Consider the following 24,558-nt stretch of genomic DNA (forward strand, 5'->3'; position numbering starts at 1 on the left):
ACAATGGGTTTTTATTTATGTCAATTCGCTGTCATGCATTGTAATGAAATGTGATTGATGTAAAAAATAAATAATCTAAACGCCATATAATTATTGGATATATCTAATAACAGGAGGTTATATGAGCATTAGTCGGCGTAATTTTTTGCGAGGAGTGGGTATAGGCTGTTCAGCCTGTGCGATAGGCAGTTTCCCGCCCGGGGCACTGGCACGAAATTCTCCGGAGAGTATCAAAGGGAAAACATCCCTGACGCCAAGTTTGTGCGAGATGTGTTCTTTTCGCTGCCCAATTCAGGCTCAGGTGATTAATAATAAAACGGTTTTTATTCAGGGGAACCCTAATGCGCCACAGCAGGGGACTCGTGTCTGCGCTCGCGGCGGAAGCGGCGTTAGCCTGGTCAACGACCCTCATCGCATTGTTAAACCCATGAAACGCACAGGACCTCGCGGGAGCGGTGACTGGCAGGTTATTAGCTGGGAACAGGCGTATAAAGAAATCGCCGAAAAAATGACGGCAATAAAAACGCAATATGGTCCCCAGGGAGTCGTCTTCTCGTCTAAATCCGGCTCGCTGTCTGGCCATTTATTCCACCTCGCGACGGCTTTCGGGTCACCGAATACCTTTACTCACGCATCAACGTGTCCTGCCGGTAAAGCCATTGCCGCTAAAGTTATGATGGGTGGTGATTTAGCCATGGATATCGCCAATACCCGTTATATGGTCTCTTTTGGCCATAACCTCTATGAAGGGATCGAGGTTGCTGATACGCATGAGCTGATGACCGCGCAGGAGAAGGGTGCGAAGATGGTCAGCTTCGATCCCCGTTTGTCCGTATTCTCCAGCAAGGCGGATGAATGGCATGCGCTCAAACCGGGCGGCGATTTACCGGTGCTGATGGCCATGTGTCACGTCATGATCAATGAAAATCTGTATGACGCAGACTTTGTGGCGCGCTACACCACGGGGTTTGAGCAACTGGCAGAAGCGGTACAAGAGACCACGCCGGAATGGGCGCAGCAGCTCGCGGATGTGCCTGCTGATGTCATTGTTCGGGTCACCCGCGAAATGGCCGCCTGCGCGCCGCATGCCATCGTCAGTCCGGGCCATCGAGCGACGTTTTCGCAAGAAGAAATTGATATGCGGCGCATGATTTTTACCCTCAATGTGCTGCTTGGCAATATTGAGCGTGAAGGCGGTTTGTATCAGAAAAAAGCGGCGGCAACTTACAATAAGCTGGCTGGCGAGAAGGTCGCTCCGGTGCTGGCAAAACCCGATGTCAAATTACCCAAGCCAACGGCGCAGCGTATCGATCTGGTAGCCCCGCAGTTTAAGTACATCGCGGCGGGCGGTGGTGTGGTGCAAAGCATCATTGATGCTGTGTTAAACCAGACGCCTTATCCGGTGAAGGGATGGATTATGTCCCGACACAACCCTTTCCAAACCGTTACCTGTCGACCAGATCTGGTCAAAACCGTTGAACAGCTCGACCTTGTGGTCAGTTGTGATGTCTATTTAAGCGAAAGCGCGGCGTATGCCGACTACCTTTTGCCTGAATGTACTTACCTTGAGCGCGATGAAGAAGTTTCAGACATGTCGGGCCTGAATCCAGCCTATGCCCTGCGCCAACAGGTAGTGGAGCCTATTGGTGATGCGCGTCCGAGCTGGCAAATCTGGAAAGAGCTGGCCGTGCAGTTAGGCCTTGGCCAATTCTACCCATGGCAGGATATGCAAACGCGTCAGTTGTACCAGCTTAATGGCGATCATGCGCTATCTGCTGAATTGCGTCAGAAAGGGTACCGGGAGTGGGGGATTCCGTTGCTGCTGCGTGAACCTGAAGCGGTGCGTCATTTTGTGGAACGCTATCCGGGCGCGGTGGCGGTTGACAGCGACGGTACCTATGGCGAGCAACTGCGCTTTAAATCTCCGTCAGGAAAAATTGAACTCTATTCCGAAGAGCTGGAAACTCTCTTGCCTGGCTACGGTATTCCGCGCGCGCGCAATTTTGCGCTCAAAGGCGACAGTGAACTCTATTTTATCCAGGGAAAAGTGGCGGTTCATACCAACGGTGCGACGCAATATGTGCCACTGCTTAGCGAGTTGATGTGGGATAACGCGGTGTGGATCCACCCGCAAACGGCCCGTGAAAAAGGCATCAAAAGCGGTGATGACATCTGGCTGGAAAATGCGACCGGCAAGGAAAAAGGTAAAGCGCTGGTCACCGCCGGAATTCGGCCCGATACGCTGTTTGTTTATATGGGATTTGGCGCCAAGGCGGGAGCCAAAACCGCAGCGACAACGCACGGTATTCACTGCGGTAATTTGCTTCCGCATGTTACCAGTCCGGTTTCCGGTACGGTAGTCCACACCGCTGGCGTTACGCTTCGTCGGGCATGAGAAAGGAGAACATCATGAATCAATCTACAAACCCTTATGTCATGCTGCATGACGAGAAACGCTGTATCGGCTGTCAGGCATGTACGGTTGCCTGCAAAGTTTTGAATGATGTGCCAGAGGGATTTAGCCGCTTACAGGTGCAGATCCGTTCACCCGAACATGAACCCGAGGTGCTGTCCCACTTCCAGTTTGTTCGCGTTTCCTGTCAGCATTGTGAAGATGCGCCGTGTGTCAGCGTTTGTCCGACCGGTGCGTCATTTCGCGACGAAAATGGCATTGTACAAGTGGATAAGTCTCGCTGTATTGGCTGCGACTACTGCGTTGCCGCTTGTCCGTTCCATGTCCGTTATCTCAATCCGCAAACGGGAATTGCCGACAAATGTAACTTCTGTGCAGATACCCGACTCGAGAGCGGTCAATCGCCCGCCTGTGTTTCCGTTTGTCCGACGGATGCGCTGAAATTTGGTCGTCGCGACGACCCGGAAATTCAGCACTGGATAAATCAAAAAGAGGTTTATCGCCAGCAGGATACGCGTAGCGGCCCGGTGAGTGTTTATCGGCGTAAAGAGATCCATCAGGAGGGTAAAGCATGAATTCTATCTGGGGAGCAGAGCTTAACTATGCGCCGGACTACTGGCCGCTGTGGCTCATTTATGCAGGCGTTGTTATTGTGCTGATGATTGCGGGCCTGGTTATGCACGCGCTGTTACGTCGGATGCTGGCACCTAAAACAGCAATCGGAGAAGAACATCGGGACTACCTCTATTCGCTGGCAGTTCGTCGCTGGCACTGGGGTAATGCGCTGCTTTTTATCCTGCTTCTGCTGAGCGGCCTGTTTGGACACTTCTCTGTCGGACCGGTGGCATTGATGGTGCAGATACATACCTGGTGCGGTTTCGCCTTGTTGGCCTTCTGGGTTGGTTTTGTGCTAATCAACGCAACCAGCGGCAACGGTTGTCATTACCGGGTGAAGTTTAACGGGTTGATATCACGCTGCTTGTTGCAAACGCGCTTTTATCTGTATGGCATCATGAAAGGTGAGCCGCACCCATTTGCCGCAACGGCAGAGAGTAAATTTAACCCGCTACAACAGCTGGCTTATCTGGCCATCATGTATGCGCTGGTTCCGCTGCTAATCATCACCGGGTTGTTATGCCTCTACCCGCAGGTGGTAGGGGCTGGGCCTGTGATGCTGGTGCTGCATATGGTGTTGGCGATTGTCGGCTTACTGTTCATCTGTGCACATATTTACCTGTGCACGCTGGGTGACACTCCGGGGCAGATTTTCCGCAGCATGATAGATGGCTATCATCGTCATCGCAGCCATCACGCAGAGACAGCACCTCGCAAAGGGTAACGCCAGACGTGGTTGATATCTGAAATCCTATCCTTACAGCAAGAAAATGTGCCTTATGTCACATTTTCTTGCAATTTATCCATGTTTGTTCGCCAGAACTTCCGTAAAAAGAACGGCTATTTCTCCATTTCCTGAGGACATGCTGTTGAAACGCCGTTTGTTTATTGCCGCTTCACTATTTGCGATGATTTTTTCGCCCGCGTATGCGACCGACGTCGCCAGTTTCGCTCCACAGCCTCCAGCAATTAATGCCGGGGCGTGGGTATTAATGGATTACACCACGGGCCAAATCCTGACAGCCGGAAATGAACACCAGCAGCGCAACCCTGCCAGCCTGACCAAGCTGATGACCGGCTATGTTGTCGATCGCGCAATCGACAGCAAGCGTATTAGTCCGACAGATATTGTCACTGTAGGACGAGATGCCTGGGCGAAAGATAATCCGGTATTCGTCGGTTCGTCCTTAATGTTCCTGAAAGAAGGGGATCGCGTTTCTGTGCGCGATCTGAGTCGCGGGTTAATTGTTGATTCCGGTAATGATGCCTGTGTGGCGCTGGCGGATTACATCGCCGGAGGGCAGCCGCAGTTTGTCGCGATGATGAACAACTATGTGCAAAAGCTGAACCTGCGGGACACGCATTTTGAAACGGTACATGGTCTGGATGCGCCAGGTCAGCATAGCTCAGCTTACGATCTGGCTGTGCTGTCGAGAGCTATCATCCATGGAGAGCCGGATTTCTACCATATGTACAGTGAAAAAAGCCTTACCTGGAACGGAATTACGCAGCAAAACCGTAACGGTTTGTTGTGGGATAAAACCATGAACGTCGATGGTCTGAAGACAGGACATACCTCCGGCGCTGGATTCAACCTGATTGCTTCTGCCGTTGATGGGCAGCGCCGCCTGATTGCGGTTGTGATGGGGGCGGAGAGTGCGAAAGGGCGTGAAGACCAGGCGCGAAAACTGCTGCAATGGGGACAACAGAACTTCGATACCGTGCAGGTTTTACGTAGCGGTAAGCAAGTTGGTATTGAACGGATCTGGTATGGCGATAAAGAAAAAATTAGCCTTGGCACAGAGCAGGATTTCTGGATGGCCCTGCCTAAAGCCGAAGTCGCTAATATCAAGGCAAAATATGTTCTTGATAAGAAAGAACTGGTTGCCCCCATTGCTGCCCATCAACGTGTGGGGGAAATTGAACTCTACGATCGGGATAAACTGGTGGCGCACTGGCCTCTGGTTACGCTGGAGTCTGTCAACGAAGGCGGCGTCTTCTCGCGTTTGAGCGATTACTTCCACCACAAGGCGTAGTTTTTCCTGATGTGCCTGACTGGCAAGAGTGCGAATCTGCTCACATAATAATCACTGATTCCTTGTGGCCGTCATACCTAAAAATCACACTGTATATAAATACAGTGTAATAGCGGAGGTTATATGGAGTACGAGATAAAGCAGGTCGAGAAACGCATAATTGCCGGTTTCCATATGGTTGGACCGTGGGAACAAACGGTAAAGCAGGGTTTCGAGCAGTTAATGATGTGGGTCGACGGTAAGCAGATCGTACCGCTGGAATGGATAGCCGTTTATTACGACAACCCTGACGTTGTTCCGGCGGAAAAACTGCGTTGTGATACCGTGGTGTCTGTGCCTGAAGGTTTTGAGATCCCAGAAAACAGCGAAGGGGTGATCCAGACCGAACTGGCGGGGGGCGACTATGCTATCGCCGTTGCGCGCGTTGAAAATCATGACTTCGCGACGCCGTGGTATCAGTTCTTTGAGCGCCTGCTGCAGGATTCGACGTATGCGATAGCCGCTAAACCCTGCTTTGAAGTTTATATGAACAATGGCATGGAGGACGGCTACTGGGACATTGAAATGTACGTGCCGGTACAGTCGAAGTAACTGTTTTTGGTGTAAATCAGGATGAATGTCCTGGTCATCAGGGTGATGTTTTCACTCAAAAAACAGGTACAATTCTGTTCTTTGCAATTCCCTGACGGAGTGCATGAGTGCGTGCAGATAAGTCACTGAGTCCTTTTGAAATTCGTTTGTATCGTCATTATCGTGTGGTGCATGGTGTTCGCATTGCGCTGGCGTTTCTTTTTACTTTTCTGTTGGTTCGCCTGTTGAACATTCCTGAAGGTACATGGCCTCTGATTACGCTGGTGGTAATCATGGGGCCTATTTCCTTTTGGGGGAACGTTGTCCCCAGAGCGTTTGAGCGTATTGGCGGGACAATTCTGGGATCGGTACTTGGGCTGGTGGCCCTTCGTCTGGAGCTCTTTTCACTTCCGCTAATGCTGATATGGTGCGCGGTGGCGATGTTTCTCTGCGGCTGGCTGGCGTTGGGTAAAAGGCCGTATCAGGCGTTGCTGATTGGTATAACGCTTGCGGTCGTTGTGGGTGCCCCCGCTGGAGATATGAACACAGCGTTATGGCGCGGTGGCGATGTTATTTTGGGTTCATTACTGGCAATGCTGTTTACCGGTATCTGGCCGCAGCGGGCATTTATACACTGGCGAATTCAACTGGCGCATTGTGTAACGGGGTACAATCGGGTGTATCAGGCTGCGCTATCTCCCAACCTGCTGGAGCAACCGCGACTGGAGAAGCATTTACAACAGCTTTTAAGTGATGTTGTCAAAATGCGTGGGCTCATCGTCCCCGCCAGCAAGGAAACCCACATTCAAAAATCAATCTTTGAAGCTATTCAAACGGTTAATCGTAACCTGGTCTGCATGCTTGAGCTGCAAATCAATGCGCTTTGGGCCAGCCGTACCAGCCACTTTGTCATGTTGAATGCGCACACTTTGCGTGAAACCCAGCTCAGGACACAACAGGCGCTACTGACGATAACCCACGCATTGTATGAAGGTAATCCACAACCGGTGCTTGCCAATACGGAAAAACTCAATGACACCGTGGTGGAGTTACGTCAGCTTATTGCTGAGCATAAGGGCGATAATGTCGCTGAAACGCCCATTCACGGCTACGTTTGGCTAAATATGGAAATGGCGCGACAGCTGGAGTTGCTCTCTCATTTGATCTGTCGCGCGCTGCGCAAATAAAGAGCAGATGAGGGGATTGGTTCTACTGCTGCTTCGATTCAGCAACGATTAGAGGTATGATACTGAAAAAGGCTAAAACCATTGGTAACTGCAATGGCTTTACCCTCGATAATTCAGGTTTCAACCATGCATGGTCGATGCAGATGCAACTTGAAGTATGGCGGGCATGAAAGTAATGTTGACCCACTTTAGCCGTTGTTTTAACGAATCCGAATCTCACATTATCAGGGGTGTAAAAATGGAAACTACCAAGCCTTCTTTCCAGGACGTGCTGGAATTTGTTCGTCTGTTCCGTCGTAAAAACAAACTGCAACGTGAAATCCAGGACGTTGAGAAAAAGATCCGTGACAACCAGAAACGTGTTCTGCTGCTGGACAACCTGAGTGACTACATCAAGCCTGGAATGAGCGTGGAAGCGATTCAGGGCATTATCGCCAGCATGAAAAGCGATTATGAAGATCGTGTTGATGATTACATCATCAAAAACGCTGAGATCTCTAAAGAGCGCCGCGACATCTCTAAAAAGCTGAAAGCGATGGGCGAAGTGAAAAACGGCGAAGCGAAAGCCGAGTAACGATTTTATGCTTGTTCGGGTCGCTGCTTAGCGGCGGCCCTTATTGCAGTTCGACCCCGCCAGTTACCATCCGCAACAAATGCTGTTCCGGCCAGTGCTCCGTCAATTTTTTCTGCGTCAGCATCCATTTAATGTAGTCCACATCATGACGCTTTCTGTCGAGCATCAGACCGACTACGCTGCCACTGTGCGCAACGTTGACACCGTATAAATCACATTCTTCTACCAGCGCTAAAAGTGAATCAAAATTTGGTTTAGGTAACAGCAACTGGCTGGCGATCGCGCTCAGCGTGGCGGCTTCACCCATCCGATAGGGATTTTGACTGATACAGGCTTCCTGTACCTTTTCCCATGCGCGTTTCAGCGCTGGAGCGCCTGCCAGTAACCCTGACTGGCGTGGCGTACGGTGATAATCAGCAGTAAGCAAGGTTTCCGGACTTTCGAGAACCAGCAGATCGAGTTGAGGCTGGGCTTCACAGGCAATTTGCGTGGAGGCGTCGTTATGATCGAACAGCGTAAGCTGGCGGAAAACGGTGCTGTCGGTAGGTTCCAGCGAAACGCAAAGCTGCGCCAGAGTGGATTCGTCTAGCTGATGCCCCAGATACTGCGCCGTGGCGATTGCCGTGGCGGCGATATCCGCTGTGCTGCTGGCCATCCCTTTAGCGACAGGAATGGTTGACTGGACATCAATTCGAATATCCTGACTCATTTGTGCCGGGTATTGCCAGTGCAGCAATAACCTCTCAACCATCGCCCGCGAAAGTAGACGTTCATCTGTCAGCGGTGAACCTGAAGTGACCTCAACGGTGCTATACCATTCAACCGGGCAGGAGACCAATTTCTCACTGCCCAGTATCCAGCCCTGGATAAGTTCTCCGCACGATGCGGGACATTGCGCAACAGCCACGTCTTCACCTATGTGATCAGCAATCCTCGGCGCATAGTGTCATGGCGATCGCGCTATTACCATGATTTGCCGCAATTTGCGGTGCGGCAGTATTATGCAGGAATGCCCAATGTCACAGTTTCAGATATCGCTAAACGCATAACGTCTTGCGCAATCATTAGCTCTTCATTGGTATTAATCACTGCTACTTTGACCATCGCATTTTCCGTCTGAATGAAGGTGGCATTACGCTGATTTTTTTCCTCATCAACGGCCAGACCCAGGAAATTCAGATTACGACAGATCGCAGCGCGCGCCCGTGCGGAGTTTTCGCCAATGCCACCGGTAAATACCAGGGCATCCAGACCGCCCATCTGCATAATATAGCTACCAATGGTGGCACGAATGCGCTCAGCAAAAAGCGTCAACGCCAGCGCAGCCTGGTGATTGCCCGTATCTGCGGCATGTTCAACGTCGCGGTAGTCAGGTGAGATACCAGAAACACCGAGCAATCCGGACTCATTGTTGAGCAATTGGTTGAGCTGCTGCGGTGTTTTGCCTTCTCGCAGGGCAATCCACGGTAAAATGGACGGATCGATATCGCCACTTCGCGTGCCCATCATCACGCCAGACTGCGGCGTAAAGCCCATTGACGTATTCACCGATTGTCCGCCTTTGATGGCGCAGATGCTGCTGCCGTTGCCCAGATGACAACAAACAACGCGCAGGGCGCTGAGTGGTACACCCAGTTTTTCAGCAAGCTGTGAGCTAACGTATTTGTGGCTGGTACCATGAAAACCATAGCGACGAATACCCAACTCTGCATAGTAACGCCAGGGCAGGGGATAGATGAAAGAAGGCTCATCAAGCGTTTGATGAAAGGCGGTGTCGAACACCGCAACGGCTGGCGTTTTGGGCAATAGCTGGCGGAATACCGCGATCCCCAGCGCATTGACCGGGTTATGCAGAGGAGCCAGTTCCGCGAGGCGCTCGATTTCTGCCAGCGTTTCATCAGTTACCAGCGCTGAGTCTTTAAAGGATTCCCCGCCGTGCGCGACGCGATGGCCCACGCCGTCGATCTCATCCAGACTGCTGATAATGTGGTGGTTGAGCAGTTTTTCCAGGAGCAACGTTACGGCTTCACGGTGATCGGCTACGGGCAAAGTCTCCTGCCATTTCTGCGCTGGCGTTTTTAGGGTGACTTGCGCATCAGACAAACCGATACGTTCAATCAACCCCTGACAGATCATTTCACCCTGCGGCATCGCCAGTAGTTGAAATTTAAGCGAGGAACTACCTGCATTAATGGCCATTATTTTGTGAGACATGAAGGTTCCTTTGCATTCAGAAAAATGAACATCTCATCGACCCCGGTATTCTCCAGCGCGCTGGTGACAAATACTTTTTGCGCACCAGCCTGAACTAACCAACTCTCCACAAGAGAAATACGCTGCGGGTTGGCTAAATCGGCTTTGGTAACGAGGCCAATAACGGGTCGGTTCATTGGTCCGGTAAAACCGGGAGAAAATGGTGACCACGGCGCGTCAGCATTGAGTACCAGCGCAATAATGTCTGCTTCACAGGCGCTGACCAGCAGCGCACTGTACAGGCAGCGGTTCTCAAGATATTCACCCGGCGTGTCTATTGTCGTAGGAGACCAGACTATGGCCTGGGTCTTCTGATAGTGAAGTGCCTCTCCCCGCATGCACTGCGTGAGCGACGTTTTACCGCACTGGCTGGGGCCAATTAGCATGATACGTTTCATGAGATTACGTCCGGGTGATGGGACACGCGGTAAAACGCATCATTTCGCCCAGCGTTCGGGTTACCTGTTTCAGTGCGTACTCAACGGCAGAAACATCACCCGTCAGTACCACCGCGCCGGTAAACCGGTCGAGAAAACCAATCTCTACCGCCCCGGATTTCGTGGCGATATCACAGGCGATGATTGAGGCTTCGCTGGGGGTAATGGTCAGAATACCGATTGCGGAAAGCGAATCGGGTAATCCCAGTTTCTTGAACAAATCTTTACCTGGATTAGCAATAAGATGCGCCAGCGTGACCTGTTTGCCAGGTACATATTCCTGAATCATTCGATCCGTGGTGGGTTGTCTTTCCATTATCCCTCCACCATTTGTCGCCACATGCTTTCATGCGGGCGGGGTATGACCGAGCGGTAAACCAGCAGGCCTTTTTCACCCGCACTTTCACTGGCAACCGTCACCGCGTTATTCACATCGGATACATCGCCAGCAACGACCATGTAGCACTTGCCGCCAATACCAAATGCCATATGGACGCGTACCAGCGTGACGTTGGAGGCTTTAACCGCCCGGTCGGCGGCGCAGATGCAGGCAGCAACGCTCCATGTTTCGACAATACCAACAGCCTGACGCTTATCCACGCTGTTTAGTCCGCTGATTGCGGGGAGTACGCTGGCATGAATGTTGGGGAGTACCAGACTGTCAACGAGCATATCGCCAGCAAGAGATGTTCCAGTGGCAATCGCCTGTTGTACGGCTCCTACGTCACCACCGAGCATGAGTAGAAATTTTCCCGGGCAGATGGTCTTGCTGACCAGTAAATTCACATTCGCGCTTTTTAACATGGCATCGCCAGCTTCCATTCCTTTGGCAATGCTGGTGAGTTCTAAAATCCCTATAGCCTGAGACATGATTAACCTCTAATTACCGTGATGGATTGCTCAGTGATTTCGCTGACAATACCGTCAATACTGGCGTGAACAGGCGCGCCTAATGCACCGGAGGGCACATCGGCAACACATTGACCGCGAACAACGCGTTCGCCTTGTTCTACACATGGGATGGCGCTGGCACCTATATGCTGGCGTAACAACAGCGTCGTTTTATCTGTGGAATAATCAGTTTCAGCCAGTGGCGCATCGTGATACCAGTCGCTAAGACCCAGTTTGGTAATAAGGCGTTTAACTGGGATCAGCCGGTACTTCGCCATTTCATCCTCAGGATTTAGCGGCCCTTCATAACGATGGTTGAGCGCCCGCAATTCACGTTTAAGCATACGGTTGATGCGCATCGGTGAAATCCCAACCGGACAGGCTACGCTTTCACACACATTGCATTCTGAGCAGGTCAGGGCCGTGAGCAGCAGTTGCGGTGTGGCCGCCTGCTGATAATTAACCGCACGAACCAGCAGATGCGGGGATAATTCATGACCGATCAAATGCCTCGGGCACAAATCCGTACACAAACGGCACTGCTCGCAAACGGTCTTTGCTACAGAAAGCACGGTGCGTTCATCCTGCATCCGCCGCTGAATCAACGCATGAGACTTAGGCAAAACCAGCAGGCCCCCGGTGGTCTTGCTGACAGGGGTATCCAGTGAAGTAATCAGGCCGCCCATCATCGGACCACCGTTAATAAAGCCGGGATCGTCAACGGTTGCACCCCCGGCCAGCGCCAGAACGTCACGTAAAGACATTCCGATAGGGACTGTGAGTGTGATAGGACTGGCGACTGCGCCGTTAACGGTCAGGGTACGACGCGTAACGGGGTACTGCTGCTCAACTGCTCTGGCGATGTTGAGCACGGTCTGGACGTTATTGACCACCACGCCGACGCTGACCGGCAGCGCGGCAGGCGGAACTCTCCGACCTGTTGCCATCCAGATGGTCAGAACCTCGTCACCAGCCGGGTAGACATCAGGCAAAATATGTAAGCGGATCCCGGTAGGCAGAAGGGGCGTTAATGCATTGATAGCCTTCTGGTATTTCTCTTTGAGTGCAATAATTCCGGCACTGGCTCCGGTAGCCGTCATGGCATATTGAACACCGCGGATAAGTCGCTCAGCCTGGACGGCCATCAACTGCTGGTCAACTTTCAGCATTGGCTCACATTCAGCCGCATTGACCAGAAAGGTATCGACCTGCGCCTGTAATTTTACGTGAGCAGGAAAGCCTGCGCCTCCGGCTCCGACAACACCCGCTGCGCGAACGCGTTCACGAATGGTCTGCGCATCATAGAGCGTGGACTCTGCCGTCATGGCTGTCTTCATAATAATTCCTCAAGCAGTTCCTGCATGGCACTGGCGTCGGCAACACGAGGATTGGTTTGCAGCGTGACGTCAGCCAGCGCGGCCTGAACCATCGACGGGATACGTTGTGACCAGACTTGCTTTCCGTCTTTAAGCGCGTCAACAAAAGAAGGCAACGCACACTGTTTTTTGAGTAGCTCGATGTGATGGATGAGCGCATTCAATGCCGCTGTATCGTTCGCGTTATCCGGGCATAAATGGCAGGCTTTAGCAAAACGGGCATAGCGCTTCGCAGCCCGCGGATCGCGGGCATTAAAATGAATGACATGGGTCAGCAGCAGCGCATTGGCAAGTCCATGCGGCAGATGAAACTGACCACCCAACTGATGGGCAATCGCATGATTGATCCCCAGTCCAGCCTGACTAAATGCCATTCCCGCGAGCGTTGACGCATTGTGCATTTTCCCCCTGGTTGCCAGACAGTCGCCTTTGCTGACGGCGACAGGCAGGTACTGGAAGACGATTTGAGCCGCTTTTTCAGCCAGTGCATCGGTGAAGTCACTGGCCTTCGTGGATACGTAAGCCTCCAGTGCATGCGTTAACACGTCCATGCCGGTATTCGCGGTGATGGCAGGTGGTACGCTGACGACCAACGTTGGATCAAGAATGGCCATGTCCGGGTAAAGTGCGTTATTGAACAATGGGTATTTAATGCCTTTATCCGGATCGCTAATCACGCAGGCGCTGGTTACTTCAGAGCCTGTGCCGCTGGTGGTGGGAATTGCGACACAGGTTTCAATATCAATACCGAACTGTCGGCTGAACCAGACGATGGCTTTTGCGGCGTCCAGTGCTGAGCCGCCACCAAAACCCATCACGACGTCCGGTCGCAGGGACTGCATTTGTGCAATCCCTTGAACTACCGTACCGATGGTGGGATCGGGGGTGATATCGCTGAAAATGCTGATGCGGTTATCCGCTGGCAGAGCGTTGCGCAGCTTTTCAATCAGGGGAGAACGCGCGAGAAAAGCATCGCAAATAATCCAGATATGCTTATTCGTGAAACGCTTGAGCACATCCAGACTTCCCTGGCCGCTGTACAATCGAGTTTGCAGTGAAAAGCTATTCATAACGGCCCCATTAACGAATAGAAAAACCGTTTGTCAGCACGCAACGACGAGAGCGTGCGAAAGTGCGCGCAGATGTTGTTCCTTCACCGGTTGGCGTCGCAATAGTGAAGGTGGTAAAGCCTTCACCACCAACGCCAATCCCGGCGTAAGAGGGGCCATTTTTCACAAAGATGGAGGTCTGAAGCGTGCGCGCGGCAAGGTTCAAACGTGACACATTTTGCGAATGCATAATGGCGGTGTGATGCAATCCCTCTTCAACCTCCAGGGCCAACGTTAATGCACTGTCAAAATCGCTCACTGTTACGACGGGGAGCATTGGCATTAATTGCTCGCTGGTAACCCACGGGTCGTCAGCCTTGACGATGCCTGTCAGTAATCGAGGTGCTTTTGCCGGAACCGGTATTCCTGCTGCTTCCAGTAAGGTTGCCGGGCTTTTACCCACCAGTTTTTTATTGGCTATGCCTTCTGGTAGACAGACAGCACGCAGTTTGTCTACCTCTTCGCTATTGAGAAGCATCGCACCAAAAGACTGCATCTGTTGAACCAGTCGTTCGGCAACGGCATCAACAACAATCAGGCTCTTCTCAGCAATGCAGGGGAGGTTGTAATCAAAGGATGCGCCATTGATGATATCTTCCGCCGCCTTAACCAGGTCGGCTGTTTCATCAACAATGCAGGGTGGATTTCCTGCGCCTGCGCCGATGACTTTTTTCCCGCTTTTCATGCCCATAGCAACAATGCCTGGGCCACCGGTAATCGCCAGAACTGCGATTTTAGGGTGCGCCATCATCTGCTGGGTAGCCTCAAAAGTGGGTTCTGTGACCGTGACGACAAGATTACGAATTCCGCAGCAACGGAAAGCAATATCTTCAATCATGGCAATCAGCTTGAGTGAAACCTTTTTAGCACCCGGATGCGGACTGAAATAAACGCTATTCCCTGCCGCCAGCATGCTGATGCTGTTGTTAATAATGGTCTCTGTCGGGTTAGTACTGGGGGCGACAGAACCAATCACGCCAAACGGTGAATACTCGAATAACACCATGCCGCCATCGCCGGTTAGCGCCGTGGTAGTGAGATCTTCGATTCCTGGAGTGTTGTCCAGCGCAGCTTTATTCTTGAGGAATTTATCCTCTTTGTTGCCCATTCCTGTTTCAGCTGCGCTCTCAGCGGCCAGTGAAGCAAGATGAGGCGTCAGTTCTTCGCGTAGGGCGTTTATGATGGCGCTGCGGGTTTTCAATGGACATTGCTGGTAACGCAGAAAAGCCTGATGCGCGGCATCGATCGCTTCGCCAACGGACGGAAAAATACCGTTACCCTTAACTTCTGCTTTTGCCGGGGCGAGTTGCTCACTCAAAATGTTACGAATAAGGGTTTCAAGTTCTGAAGTATTCATTGATGTGTTCTCACGTTAATCGCCGCAATGGCCGTTTCTGCAATGTCCATATCCTGTTCAACGCTTCCTCCGCTGATGCCAAGACCCCCGAGGAGTAAACCCTCACGCCATAATGCGTACCCGCCACCGAAGGTGACGACTTTTCCCTGCATATGGCTTTCCAGACCGTAAAGCGCAGCGCCGGGTTGCACTGCCGATGTCAGCTCATGTGTGGCGGTTTTCATCGCCACGGCAGTCCAGGCTTTTTTGGGTGCCAGTTCGCTACTCACGAGTAATGCGTCAGGCATGCGCCAGGTCACCATTTGGGTCCCGTTCGCATCAACAATGCTTATGACGACCGGAACCTGAAGTTCTTCTGCTCTCGTCACCGCAGCGCGAGTGAGTTGGTGGAGCTCCTGAAAAGACAGAGACATAGTCGGCTCCTTTATGGCTGGTGCTTGAACGACAGCGAGATAGCGCTCAGCCACTTTCTGAATGATGTCGTTTTGATGGGCGTCATGATCTTCTGCTCGTGCAAGCGCATATAAGCAGTCGGACAGGCGATTGATATAACGCATCAGCACGTGTCTGACGGATATCTCGGTGGAGAGCTCGACCAGTCGTCTCTCTGCACGGCGTGCCAGCGTACGGGCAAAGTGCAGTCGGCTGGCGGCTTCGCTGCGGCCAGGTAGAATAAAGCTGCGCAGGGGCGGTACTCTTCCCATTGCGGTATCGATGGCCGCTTCCAGTGCTGCAATTTCTTCTGAGCTGATGTAGCGCTGCTCTGGCGTTGGTTCTTCGCTTTCGCTTGCCAGTTCGGCGCTGAACCAAAAAAGCTGCAGCTGGATATTTTCAAGTAACTGCCAGTGCTGCGGGTTTTTCGCTGCACAAATGCACAGACTTAGCGCCGCATTCAGTTCGTCCAGCGTACCGTAGGCTTCCACGCGTGGATGCGTTTTGCTCACGCGCTGTCCGGTAAAGAGGGCTGTTGTTCCGGCATCACCAGTACGGGTATAAATCGCCATAATTCCTCCTAACGAGAAAGCGTGTCGACAATGCCGACGATAGCCAGATCGATGGCCTCATTAGGGCCAGAAAAAACGTGTCTGGCGCTGGAGCCGCTGCTGAGTAATACCAGTTCGCCAGTTCCCGCGCCGACAGAATCAACAGCGACTTCATCTCCACTCACAGGGGACGCAGGAAGCTCTCCGTCAGCACTTACCCGACGTACCAGCAACAGTTTTTTTCCCACCAGTGATGGGGATTTTTGCGTGGAAACCACAACGCCTGTAACCCGTGCCAGATGCATAGCTCACTCCTGCTTAATTAGTTGGACATTTCGCAGACTGACTGCTTCCTGAGCCAGAGCCGTCACGACACACCGACGGCGCAACACCAGTACGCCATCCCTTAATTGGGCGACGTCGGCATAGCTGAGAAGCTTCTCAGGATGCAAAAAGATGATTCGTCCCCGTTCGTCATTGAACTCCAGCGGCAGACGTGCGAGTTTTTTCACGGGGATTGCGGGTAACAATCGGTTTTGTAGTGAAATTTTCACGCGGACTCCGCATGCCAGTGCGTCGTGAATCGTTACCACCGACATGTTGGCTGGGCAGCCTTCGGCAATTTGCTCCAGTAATGGCAGGTCCACTTGCTGGAGATGGACCGACGAGTACTGGCAGCATACTGTCCGTGAATCGATTTCCCGTAACTGCGCGACGCTAAGAGTGAGCGTGCTTTCCGCGCGTTTTTTTAATCGGGAAACAACCTCCTCGATAATGCGTTGCAGCAGTTCGTTGTTCATCGTGAGGTCACCAGTGTGGCGAATGCCTGGGGATTATCAGCGCCTGCAGCATTGGCTTCGTCTGTATCGATATGCATTTCGAGGCGCATATCCGGCGAAACGCGTACGGCGACGTTATCGAAAATCAGTCGACGTTCATCGCCATTAATGGCGACCGAGACTTTATCACCATGGGAAACCCGCAGAATCAGAGCATCAAGCGGCGACATATGGATATGCCGTTGGGCGACGATCACCCCAGATGCTAAGTCCAGTTCAGCAAATGGGCTGACGAGACGAACACCGGGTGTGCCCTGAATATTGCCCGACATCCGCAGCGGAGCAGCAATTCCCAACGTGCGGGCGTCGGTACGAGAAATTTCGACCTGGCTGGTACTGCGCAGCGGGCCGAGTAAACGCACATTTTTTAACTGACCTTTTGGCCCCACCAGCGTGACAGTCTGCTCTGCTGCATATTGTCCTGGCTGCAATAGCCCTTTTTTCTCACTAATGGGGTGATTGGGAAACAAGCGACCGTAATCTTCAGCGCACAGATGAATATGACGATTAGAGATCCCCAGCGGAATCGGGCGCTCGCGCATTTCATCCAGAACCTTAGCGACAGTGGTCTCCAGTTGCTGTTTATCCATTACGCTTCACCTCGTTTGCCAGAGTGAAGACAAAGCGTGCGCGGCTCGCCTTTTTGGCGAGGGCAGGCAGGATCAAGACACAAATTGCAGCTAATCAACTCTGCATCTTGCGGGGCTTCGGGTACATCATGGACTACAAATATCTCTTCATGCGGTACGGCTGGTATGGGTTCTGGCGTTGGCTCAGGCTCCAGGGCAACGCTATGCGACAGGATCCCGTCCCCGGGTCTGGAAATGACTTTGTGAGCCACCAGTCCATCTCGCTGGTCAGCGAAACTGACACCGGTGGAAATGGCCGCCTGGACGGAGGCCACATCCCCGATTATCTTGATCACCGTCCAGCCTGAGCCGTTGGTTTTTTCGAGGCCCACCAGCGTGATGGAGGCGGCTTTCGCCATGACGTCCGCGCAACTGATGGCTAATGCCAGACCACTAACTTCAAGTAATCCCAGTGATTGCTTCACGCTGTGCTCCTTGGTTGCAACGACTTATGCGGATTTAGGTAAAATGGCTTCAACGTCGCTGTGCGGACGCGGGATAACGTGGCAGGATTTCACCTCACCAACGGCGCTTGCGGCTGCGCTTCCAGCATCTACGGCTGCTTTCACCGCGCCGACATCACCGCGAACCATAACGGTGATAAGGCCAGAGCCGATTTTTTCGTAACCAACCAACTGCACGTTTGCGGATTTCACCATGGCATCAGCGGCTTCAATAGCGCCGACAAGCCCTTTTGTTTCAACCAGTCCCAGTGCGTTATTCATACTGCTTTTCTCCTATGGGTTATGAGTGGCATTCCCGGAACGGAATGCCTTTAACCAGCCGCGCAGCGTTGTTACCAATGCTGCGGCGATCGTGGCTATTTTGTTGATACGTCAGCGTAAAAAGTGGTGCTGACGTGGGTAAGTTTTTGTAGTGCACGACCAGTTTTTCGCGGCTACAGCCAATACCGACCAGCAATGGAGACTGGCAGGCGGCCAACCATGCGTTGTGGATAACGTCAGCTGAGCCACTCTCCTGAATCACAAAGGGGATCCCTTCTTCTTCAATACCCAGCAGTACGTCATTCCAGACGTCAGCGCAGTCAGCACTGGTGAAGATAACGATGGCTGGTGTGGTGAGATTACTTTCCATGAGCGAATGCCTTATGCCAGGAGAGAATCAGTCCTGTCGCAACCGCATTGCGCGGACCTTCGGTACCACGAATGTTGCCGCGCCCGGCAACCAGTCGATAATGCGCCAGAGCATCGGTGACCAGCTGTGGAACTTCAAAATCCAGAGATGAGCCGCCAACCAGCACCACAAAGGGAATATCCCGAATGTTCCCGGTCGGACTGACCTGACGTAGCGCTCTGAGTGCGTTAGTAACGAAAACGCGCTCCTTGGCGCTTCGACGAATGGCCCGTACTTTCTCCAGCGCCAGTTCACCAGGCAGTGGCACCAGTTCATCGGGTTTCACTACGCACACGCGCGCAAAAACCGTTGGTGGGAGAGGCGTAGGGAAGAACTGAACGCTGCCGTCTTCGTGGCGAAGGTGGAACAAGCTCTCAACTTTCGCCAACGGATACTTTTTAATCTCTTCAGCGAGATAACGGTCATCCAGACCCAGTTCACGGGCAATGATCATCGTGACCATATCGCCTGCGCCTGCCAGGTGCGTGGCAATAATTTCGCCCTTAGGATTGATGATAGAAGCGTCGGTTGAACCCGCGCCGAGATCCAGAATAGCCAGTGGTCGTGTTGTGCCCGGAGTTGTTAAGGCTCCCAGAATGGCAGCTTCGGCTTCGGCCCCGCCAACCTGGACGTCAATGTTGAGCTTTTGCGTGATCTCTTGTGCAATCATCGCCATTTGCAGGCGGTCTGATTTCACCATGGAGGCTATGCCGACAGCCTGTTCCAGTGAGAACTCACCTGCAAGTCCACCCGTCACGCTGACGGGAACCGAGGTATCGACCGCCAGCAGATCCTGAATAAAAATTTCATGACTGGGTTTGTTGGTTAATTCAGCCATCGTCTGGCGCACATGCTCCAGCATGCCGCCAATATTGGTGCCAGCTTCTCCGGTAACGTTATCCAGTTTTGGGCATTCACCAACCGCTTTCATAATCGCTTCGGCGCCCGCGGCAACGTCGACCCGTACGGTACGACCTTGAGACTGTAGCTCCAGATTTCCGGCAGGAATCGCTCGCGCTTTCACATCACCTGACGGCGTTTTCACCACCACGGCTGAACGGTTGCCGATCAGCGCCCGTGCCATCGGAACAATGTTTTTAGTCTCATCGGCATTGAGGCCAAAGACAGTTGCAATGCCGTAGGGGTTAGAAAGGGTTTCAATGACCTTTCCTGGTACAGCGACCTCAATGGCAGCCAGCATCCCCAACGGGATACGGTCGATATGAAGGACTTCATCGACGATGGGCAGGGGGTGAGTCAGACGATTGCTGACCAACACGCCATCGTCCTGTTGTAAAATAACACCTGTCAACTGGTATCCAGCACGGACGGAGGCATTAATCATCGTAGCGACATCGGCGAAATCAAATGCCGATGACACCACCAGAATATAGGGCGTATCCGCCGGGCGACTGAGAAGGTCTTCCGGCGTAATAGTGACGCCCACGCCTAACCCGACACCGCCCGGTGTTTTAGGGTTATGGCCGATCATGGTGGATTCAGTGATGATGGTTTCGGTTATTGTTTCCATCGCCACATCGCCAATGACCGGGGTGGCTTCGTTAATACGGATGAGCGAAATATCACTGACATTGATACCGGCGTTTTTTGCCGCCAGCGTAAGGGCCTCCTGAATGCCAAACACATTACGTAATGTGCCCTTAATTCCGGTGGTTTCTGCCAGCGCGCTGCCGGTGATGCTCAGCACGCCAGACTCATCGAGAGTAGCCAGAGCGACTTCCGTTGATGAGTTGCCTATGTCAATGCCAGCTATATATCGCATGATCCTTTCCCTGAGTTAGTCGTCGCCTTTGAGTTTTTTACGCTCAACGTACAGCGCTGCCGCTTCACGAACGAAAGCTGCACAGATTTTTGCCTGATAACGATTTTCGAGATCGTCGGCGATAGCCATCAGCTCATCTTTTGTTGAGCGGTACGGGCGCAGCGCGTTGTAGATCTCAAGAATGCGATCGTCAGGAACAGCGGTTAGCTCGGCTGCGCGCTCGAAGTTCATCGCCAGCCTGTCACGTCCGGCATCTTTGGCGATTTCCGCCTGCAGGCGCAGTGTTTCTGGGGTGATGCGCATGTCCTGCGCGGTCACTTTGTTGCTCAGAACATTTTCAAGCGTGAAGTCGTCCAGCGTTTTGTTGGTCGCAGTTTTTACCCACTCAGGATGTTTATTCGCGAGAGGGTAATCCGTGACTTTCGCGGTATGTGCTGATGAACTCACCGCGGGCGGAGTCGCGGACTCGCCTTGCAGGCTGTTCATCCGGCTCAACACATCCCGAACCATCGATTCAATTGCGTCGGTATTCATGGAGGTATCCTTTATCAAAGCGCCACGCGCAGTTCCTGCGGGTTTTTGCCTGTCACAACGTATTTGGTCTCTTTAATGTGCAGAATGGCTGATTTCGCCTGGTACTTAGGACGGGCCATCTGGTCATTCAAAGTAGGGACCGGTTGCGGAGATTCACGCTTGGCATAACGCGCGGCGTTTTTACCGATCTGACGATAGGTTTCCAGCGTCAGAAGCGGTGCCTGAGGGAACAGCTCCAGGTTTGAAAGCGGCGGTAACCCCTGCTGGTGGATAACCGTGGTACCTTTTGACTGGATGCCGATAGAGATCCCGGAACCGCTCAGACGGTTCCCCTCAACGGCGACAAACGCCACATCGGAGGATTTAAAGCAGCGGATAACGCGCGCTTTAATGCCTTCTTCTTCAATACCGGCAATCACTTCGCGCAAGATATTCTTATGCGGGATCCCTACGATATTGACGGTTTGCGAGAGCCCGAACGCCGGCCCTACGGCAATAATCACTTCGTCCTGTTGCTGGCCTTGTTTGGCTTCACCAATCTCGGTCAGAAAGCTGTCTCCCTGTGTCGCCGCAGCCTGAGGTGCGCTTGCCGCTGTAGATGCGCGGAAAGAGACGGGTTTGTCGCTGGTCTGCATTTCAGACAACACATCTTCAATTATCTGGCGCAGCAGTTTTTCATTAATTTCCATTTTTCACCCCTTAGCCAAGCTCGTTGGGATCAAGTGCGCCAGGGATGTTTTTGATCTCTTCCCAGCGTTCGCCCTGCAGGCGATAACCTGTTGCCGGACCGGCATAGTCGTTAACATCATTGACAGCGGATAGCACCTGTCCGTCGCCAACGATAATGGCGGAGGTATGCAGGTAATCCCCGGTTAACTTGGCTTTCTGGATGTTGAGCATGTCCTGAGCGACATCGGTAAATCCGCCCTGAGCAAGGGCTTTCACCACTTCCAGACCGTTACGGTTTTTATTGATGATCTCTTGTGCAAACTTGATGTCTTCAACGATGTTACGTTCCGGCATATCTTTCGAACCGTGGGCGTAGGTCGCAGCTTCCACTTCTTCATCAGTTATTGGTGGTAATCCCATCCCGGCAAAGACGGCCTGCAGCGCACGTGCCGCTTTGTTACGAATGGCGATAACATCTTCTTCACGAACCGGACGCAGACCACCGTCTACTTTCAGGTCGCGCTGAAGAACGTTGTAGTCGTCAAAATCTTCAGCATCCTCGTTCGAACCCGCAAACATGTTGTCGTAGTTCGGCACCGCGGAATAACCAGAAGAAATGAAGTCAGTACCCGGCAGGAACTGCATCAGCAGACGCGCAGTACGACGCATATCCGAGTGGGTAAAGGTTTGGTCGTTGCTGGAGGCGCATTCCAGATCCAGAGAGGAACAAATCAGGTTTTCAGCCAACACTGCACGAATGCCTGACGGCACGGCGGAAGGGACACCGATGCAGCTTACTGAACCGTTTTGCAGGCCCTGTACGCCCGCCGCTTTGGTGATGTAAATGCAGCGGGCTTCCAGATAAAGCATCGATTTGCCTTCGGCGTAACCCATCTGAACTTCTGAGCCAGAGCCGGAGGTAAAGCGCATTTTCAGACCACGGGATGCATAGGACGAGGCGAGGAAGCCTTTCGACCATGGCGTGTCATCGCCGTCGGTAAAGACGGGTTCAGTACCATAGACGGAGATGGTTTCCGCGTAGCAGGTGTGGCCTAGCATGCCGAGTTTAAGTTCGGTAGCTTCTTCCAGCGAGCACTGGGTTAATACGCCAGGGCGTCCAACCTGCGAGCCGACTAACAGCGCAATGGCGTTAAATGGCGCATAACGTGCAACGGCAACGGTTGTTTCCTGTTCGTCAAACCCGCGCCATGCGCCTTCAGCGGCATCAGCGGCAATCTGCACCGGGTTATCTTTGACGTTAGTGACGTGCGCTTGTTGAGAGGGTGTACGACGAGCACGCATTTTCTGCATCGCCATCATCATCTCAACGACGTTCATATGGGACACCACTTCGACAATTTTTGCCGGCGTCATTGCGGTGGTCAGCGGCACTATGTCTTTGCGCTTCACGTTAGGGTCGCAAAGCATATTGGCCAGTTTGACCGAATCCATCGCCATGACTTCTTCAGCGCGCGCCAGGTTAATGCCGTAGCGGGCAATGAAATGGTCGATTAAGTCAAATTCACTGGCGGATTTACCGTCCAGTTCAGTGACTGTACCGTTGACGATTTTAATCGACGGTTTGGGGTCGTTCGGGCTTTCCATCGCAATGAAGCCTTCTTCGATCCACTCCTTAACGAAACCATCCTGATTCACAGGGCGCTTCGCCAGTGCTTCAAATCTTTTCGATCTCATGAATCAGCCTCACTGATATCAGATGTAGGACGGACGATCGTTTTTCGGCTCTGAGCCGAGGGTCCCGAGTACGGTTTTACCGATTTCACGGGCGGAGATAACGGCCTGACGAACAGCGCCAGAGTCACCCGAAATAACCAGAATGGCTTCGTTACTGAAGCTGGTGCCATGGGCAGGGGAGCTGTAGGCCACAACTTCCACGTTGGCTGATTTCAGGGCCGTATCGGCCATCAGGACACCAACGGATGCCGGCGCGCCGACGATAACGCCACAGGCACGGCCAATCGGTGCGCCAAAGGCTTTTTCAAGTGCGTAGCTGGCGCGTGCGGTGTACTGCATTTCGATGTGACCCGCTTCATTGGCATAAACATCGCCAAAGGTGCGATCCAGTTCTTTCAGTGCGACTTCAATGCCGCGTTTCACGTCGGAAACATCGTTGCCGCCAAGAATAATCAGCGAGCCATGACCTGCGCCGCCTTTGGTATCACGTGGTAACTCAATACTGACGACTTCAGTATTGGTGGCTTTTACCGCTTCATCGGCGGCCATGATGTGCGGGCCTGCGCCAGTACGGGCGCCAAGGATGCCAATGGAGCGATACCGTTTTTCAAGTTTCATTGCGTCCAGTAGGGCGCTGTCTACGTTGGCGATTACCAGACCGACGGTGTCGCCAATCGCGGTACCGACAAACTCCGTTAAACTGCAGCTTTTCTCTGCCATAGCCGTTTCTCGTGTTGGAGGATTATTTTCAGGGATAGCCTGCTGTTCCGGCGTTGCCACGCGAGCAATCACCTGCGCCATGATCTGTTCAACCAGCTCATTGCTGCTCATTAGCTAATTCCCTTCGGTAAGATTTTTTCTACATCGGTATGCGGGCGTGGGATGACGTGTACGGCTTTCACTTCTCCCACATTACGGGCTGCGGCGGCACCTGCATCTGTTGCTGCTTTGACTGCGCCGACATCGCCACGAACAATGACTGTTACCAGCCCCGAACCAATTTTTTCGTAGCCGACCAGCATTACATTGGCTGACTTCACCATTGCATCTGCGGCCTCTATGGCTGCAGTTAAGCCTTTGGTTTCTACCATTCCTAACGCTTCTTGTTGCATAAAGACCTCGCCTGGGTTGTCCCGATTTTCATGACTATAAAAAGAAGCGAGGAAAAAGAATGGCTGAGTTGAAAGTAAGAGTGAAAAAATAGTGGGGTTATGGTGAGATAAAATTGCTATGCACAATTATAACAATTTGTTTTTATTGATTATTTTTGGTTTTAGCAATGTGACTATTTGGTTATGTTAATTCCATATTTACACTTTTCCGAGTGACAGTTTAAATATCATTTGCTATGCGAGAAAAATGAAATTGTGATGATCGTTTGAAAATGGAATTCTGCTGTTCGCAATATTTTATTATTTTGAAAATGTACTTTTAATAGGGTAAATCCTCGTTTTACCGCCTGCTTTATTAAAGG

The 24,558-nt window shown here is 52.3% G+C and carries 28 protein-coding genes; 7 read left to right on the forward strand and 21 right to left on the reverse strand.

The genetic code is table 11. The features are described 5' to 3' along the window. The first annotated feature begins 121 nt into the window (after positions 1-121). The 7 genes from phsA (at position 122) to OGY71_RS01435 (ending at position 7,395) form a co-directional block, all read left to right on the forward strand. Complete coding sequence (gene phsA, locus OGY71_RS01405; protein ID WP_275145709.1) at positions 122-2,395, forward strand: thiosulfate reductase PhsA; 2,274 nt, start codon at positions 122-124, stop codon at positions 2,393-2,395. A gap of 14 nt (positions 2,396-2,409) precedes the next feature. Next, positions 2,410-2,988: a thiosulfate reductase electron transport protein PhsB gene (gene phsB / locus OGY71_RS01410; RefSeq protein ID WP_003834185.1), complete on the forward strand. Its 579-nt coding sequence runs from the start codon at positions 2,410-2,412 to the stop codon at positions 2,986-2,988. Beyond that, entirely contained in the window at positions 2,985-3,752 is a 768-nt protein-coding gene (gene phsC / locus OGY71_RS01415) for a thiosulfate reductase cytochrome B subunit (RefSeq protein WP_191222409.1), read from the forward strand. Before phsB ends, phsC begins: the two co-directional genes overlap by 4 nt. A gap of 139 nt (positions 3,753-3,891) precedes the next feature. Then, positions 3,892-5,064 carry a serine-type D-Ala-D-Ala carboxypeptidase DacD gene (gene dacD / locus OGY71_RS01420; protein WP_032934491.1) on the forward strand — a complete coding sequence of 391 codons (1,173 nt, stop codon included), beginning with the start codon at positions 3,892-3,894 and terminating at the stop codon, positions 5,062-5,064. A gap of 123 nt (positions 5,065-5,187) precedes the next feature. Continuing rightward, positions 5,188-5,655, forward strand: coding sequence for a DNA gyrase inhibitor SbmC (gene sbmC / locus OGY71_RS01425; RefSeq protein WP_008785156.1), 468 nt, complete (start codon positions 5,188-5,190; stop codon positions 5,653-5,655). A gap of 107 nt (positions 5,656-5,762) precedes the next feature. Beyond that, on the forward strand, positions 5,763-6,821 hold the full coding sequence (locus tag OGY71_RS01430) for an FUSC family protein (RefSeq protein ID WP_003834178.1): 1,059 nt from the start codon (positions 5,763-5,765) through the stop codon (positions 6,819-6,821). A gap of 238 nt (positions 6,822-7,059) precedes the next feature. Further along, on the forward strand, positions 7,060-7,395 hold the full coding sequence (locus OGY71_RS01435; RefSeq protein WP_003834176.1) for a DUF496 family protein: 336 nt from the start codon (positions 7,060-7,062) through the stop codon (positions 7,393-7,395). A gap of 40 nt (positions 7,396-7,435) precedes the next feature. Here OGY71_RS01435 and OGY71_RS01440 read toward each other — a convergent pair whose 3' ends face one another. The 21 genes from OGY71_RS01440 to pduA form a co-directional block, all read right to left on the reverse strand. Beyond that, positions 7,436-8,302: an L-threonine kinase gene (locus OGY71_RS01440; protein ID WP_286612719.1), complete on the reverse strand. Its 867-nt coding sequence runs from the start codon at positions 8,300-8,302 to the stop codon at positions 7,436-7,438. Between the two features lie 92 nt (positions 8,303-8,394). Beyond that, entirely contained in the window at positions 8,395-9,609 is a 1,215-nt protein-coding gene (locus tag OGY71_RS01445) for an acetate/propionate family kinase (protein WP_003834172.1), read from the reverse strand. After that, complete coding sequence (gene pduV / locus OGY71_RS01450) at positions 9,594-10,046, reverse strand: propanediol utilization protein PduV (protein WP_125363437.1); 453 nt, start codon at positions 10,044-10,046, stop codon at positions 9,594-9,596. Before pduV ends, OGY71_RS01445 begins: the two co-directional genes overlap by 16 nt. A 4-nt stretch (positions 10,047-10,050) precedes the next feature. After that, positions 10,051-10,401, reverse strand: a complete 351-nt coding sequence (pduU, locus tag OGY71_RS01455; protein WP_003834168.1) for a propanediol utilization microcompartment protein PduU — start codon at positions 10,399-10,401, stop codon at positions 10,051-10,053. Then, positions 10,401-10,955: a propanediol utilization microcompartment protein PduT gene (gene pduT / locus OGY71_RS01460; protein WP_003030201.1), complete on the reverse strand. Its 555-nt coding sequence runs from the start codon at positions 10,953-10,955 to the stop codon at positions 10,401-10,403. Before pduT ends, pduU begins: the two co-directional genes overlap by 1 nt. Before the next feature lie 2 nt (positions 10,956-10,957). Further along, the gene (pduS, locus tag OGY71_RS01465; RefSeq protein ID WP_126317740.1) at positions 10,958-12,313 is read right to left on the reverse strand and encodes a cobalamin reductase PduS; all 1,356 of its coding nucleotides are present in this window, start codon (positions 12,311-12,313) and stop codon (positions 10,958-10,960) included. After that, entirely contained in the window at positions 12,310-13,422 is a 1,113-nt protein-coding gene (locus OGY71_RS01470) for a 1-propanol dehydrogenase PduQ (protein ID WP_003834163.1), read from the reverse strand. Before OGY71_RS01470 ends, pduS begins: the two co-directional genes overlap by 4 nt. Before the next feature lie 10 nt (positions 13,423-13,432). After that, positions 13,433-14,818, reverse strand: coding sequence for a CoA-acylating propionaldehyde dehydrogenase PduP (pduP, locus tag OGY71_RS01475; RefSeq protein ID WP_063940453.1), 1,386 nt, complete (start codon positions 14,816-14,818; stop codon positions 13,433-13,435). Further along, the gene (gene pduO / locus OGY71_RS01480) at positions 14,815-15,822 is read right to left on the reverse strand and encodes a two-domain cob(I)yrinic acid a,c-diamide adenosyltransferase PduO (RefSeq protein WP_191222411.1); all 1,008 of its coding nucleotides are present in this window, start codon (positions 15,820-15,822) and stop codon (positions 14,815-14,817) included. The genes pduP and pduO overlap by 4 nt, the downstream gene beginning before the upstream one ends. A gap of 8 nt (positions 15,823-15,830) precedes the next feature. Further along, positions 15,831-16,106 (reverse strand): EutN/CcmL family microcompartment protein, encoded by a 276-nt coding sequence (locus OGY71_RS01485; RefSeq protein ID WP_003030211.1) that lies wholly within the window; start codon positions 16,104-16,106, stop codon positions 15,831-15,833. A gap of 3 nt (positions 16,107-16,109) precedes the next feature. Then, positions 16,110-16,601, reverse strand: coding sequence for a microcompartment protein PduM (gene pduM, locus OGY71_RS01490; protein WP_191222412.1), 492 nt, complete (start codon positions 16,599-16,601; stop codon positions 16,110-16,112). Further along, positions 16,598-17,230: a phosphate propanoyltransferase gene (locus tag OGY71_RS01495; RefSeq protein WP_008785145.1), complete on the reverse strand. Its 633-nt coding sequence runs from the start codon at positions 17,228-17,230 to the stop codon at positions 16,598-16,600. Before OGY71_RS01495 ends, pduM begins: the two co-directional genes overlap by 4 nt. Further along, positions 17,230-17,694: a BMC domain-containing protein gene (locus OGY71_RS01500; RefSeq protein ID WP_148361809.1), complete on the reverse strand. Its 465-nt coding sequence runs from the start codon at positions 17,692-17,694 to the stop codon at positions 17,230-17,232. Before OGY71_RS01500 ends, OGY71_RS01495 begins: the two co-directional genes overlap by 1 nt. A 24-nt stretch (positions 17,695-17,718) precedes the next feature. After that, positions 17,719-17,994: a propanediol utilization microcompartment protein PduJ gene (pduJ, locus tag OGY71_RS01505; protein ID WP_001057752.1), complete on the reverse strand. Its 276-nt coding sequence runs from the start codon at positions 17,992-17,994 to the stop codon at positions 17,719-17,721. A gap of 19 nt (positions 17,995-18,013) precedes the next feature. Further along, the gene (locus OGY71_RS01510; RefSeq protein ID WP_111465407.1) at positions 18,014-18,364 is read right to left on the reverse strand and encodes a glycerol dehydratase reactivase beta/small subunit family protein; all 351 of its coding nucleotides are present in this window, start codon (positions 18,362-18,364) and stop codon (positions 18,014-18,016) included. Further along, positions 18,354-20,186, reverse strand: coding sequence for a diol dehydratase reactivase subunit alpha (locus OGY71_RS01515; RefSeq protein ID WP_003839013.1), 1,833 nt, complete (start codon positions 20,184-20,186; stop codon positions 18,354-18,356). The genes OGY71_RS01510 and OGY71_RS01515 overlap by 11 nt, the downstream gene beginning before the upstream one ends. Positions 20,187-20,201: 15 nt before the next feature. Continuing rightward, positions 20,202-20,720, reverse strand: a complete 519-nt coding sequence (gene pduE, locus OGY71_RS01520; protein ID WP_003834133.1) for a propanediol dehydratase small subunit PduE — start codon at positions 20,718-20,720, stop codon at positions 20,202-20,204. A 14-nt stretch (positions 20,721-20,734) separates the two neighbouring features. After that, positions 20,735-21,409, reverse strand: a complete 675-nt coding sequence (gene pduD / locus OGY71_RS01525; RefSeq protein WP_003834131.1) for a propanediol dehydratase medium subunit PduD — start codon at positions 21,407-21,409, stop codon at positions 20,735-20,737. Positions 21,410-21,419: 10 nt separating this feature from the next. Beyond that, a complete protein-coding gene (gene pduC / locus OGY71_RS01530) occupies positions 21,420-23,084 on the reverse strand; it encodes a propanediol dehydratase large subunit PduC (RefSeq protein ID WP_003030249.1) in 1,665 nt (554 codons plus the stop codon). 18 nt (positions 23,085-23,102) lie between these two features. Continuing rightward, entirely contained in the window at positions 23,103-23,915 is an 813-nt protein-coding gene (pduB, locus tag OGY71_RS01535) for a propanediol utilization microcompartment protein PduB (protein WP_003834129.1), read from the reverse strand. Next, complete coding sequence (gene pduA, locus OGY71_RS01540) at positions 23,915-24,196, reverse strand: propanediol utilization microcompartment protein PduA (RefSeq protein ID WP_003030255.1); 282 nt, start codon at positions 24,194-24,196, stop codon at positions 23,915-23,917. The genes pduB and pduA overlap by 1 nt, the downstream gene beginning before the upstream one ends. Positions 24,197-24,558: the final 362 nt, after the last annotated feature.

It is taken from the genome of Citrobacter sp. Cpo109 (genome assembly GCF_030332565.1).
Classification (GTDB): Bacteria; Pseudomonadota; Gammaproteobacteria; order Enterobacterales; family Enterobacteriaceae; genus Citrobacter; species Citrobacter portucalensis.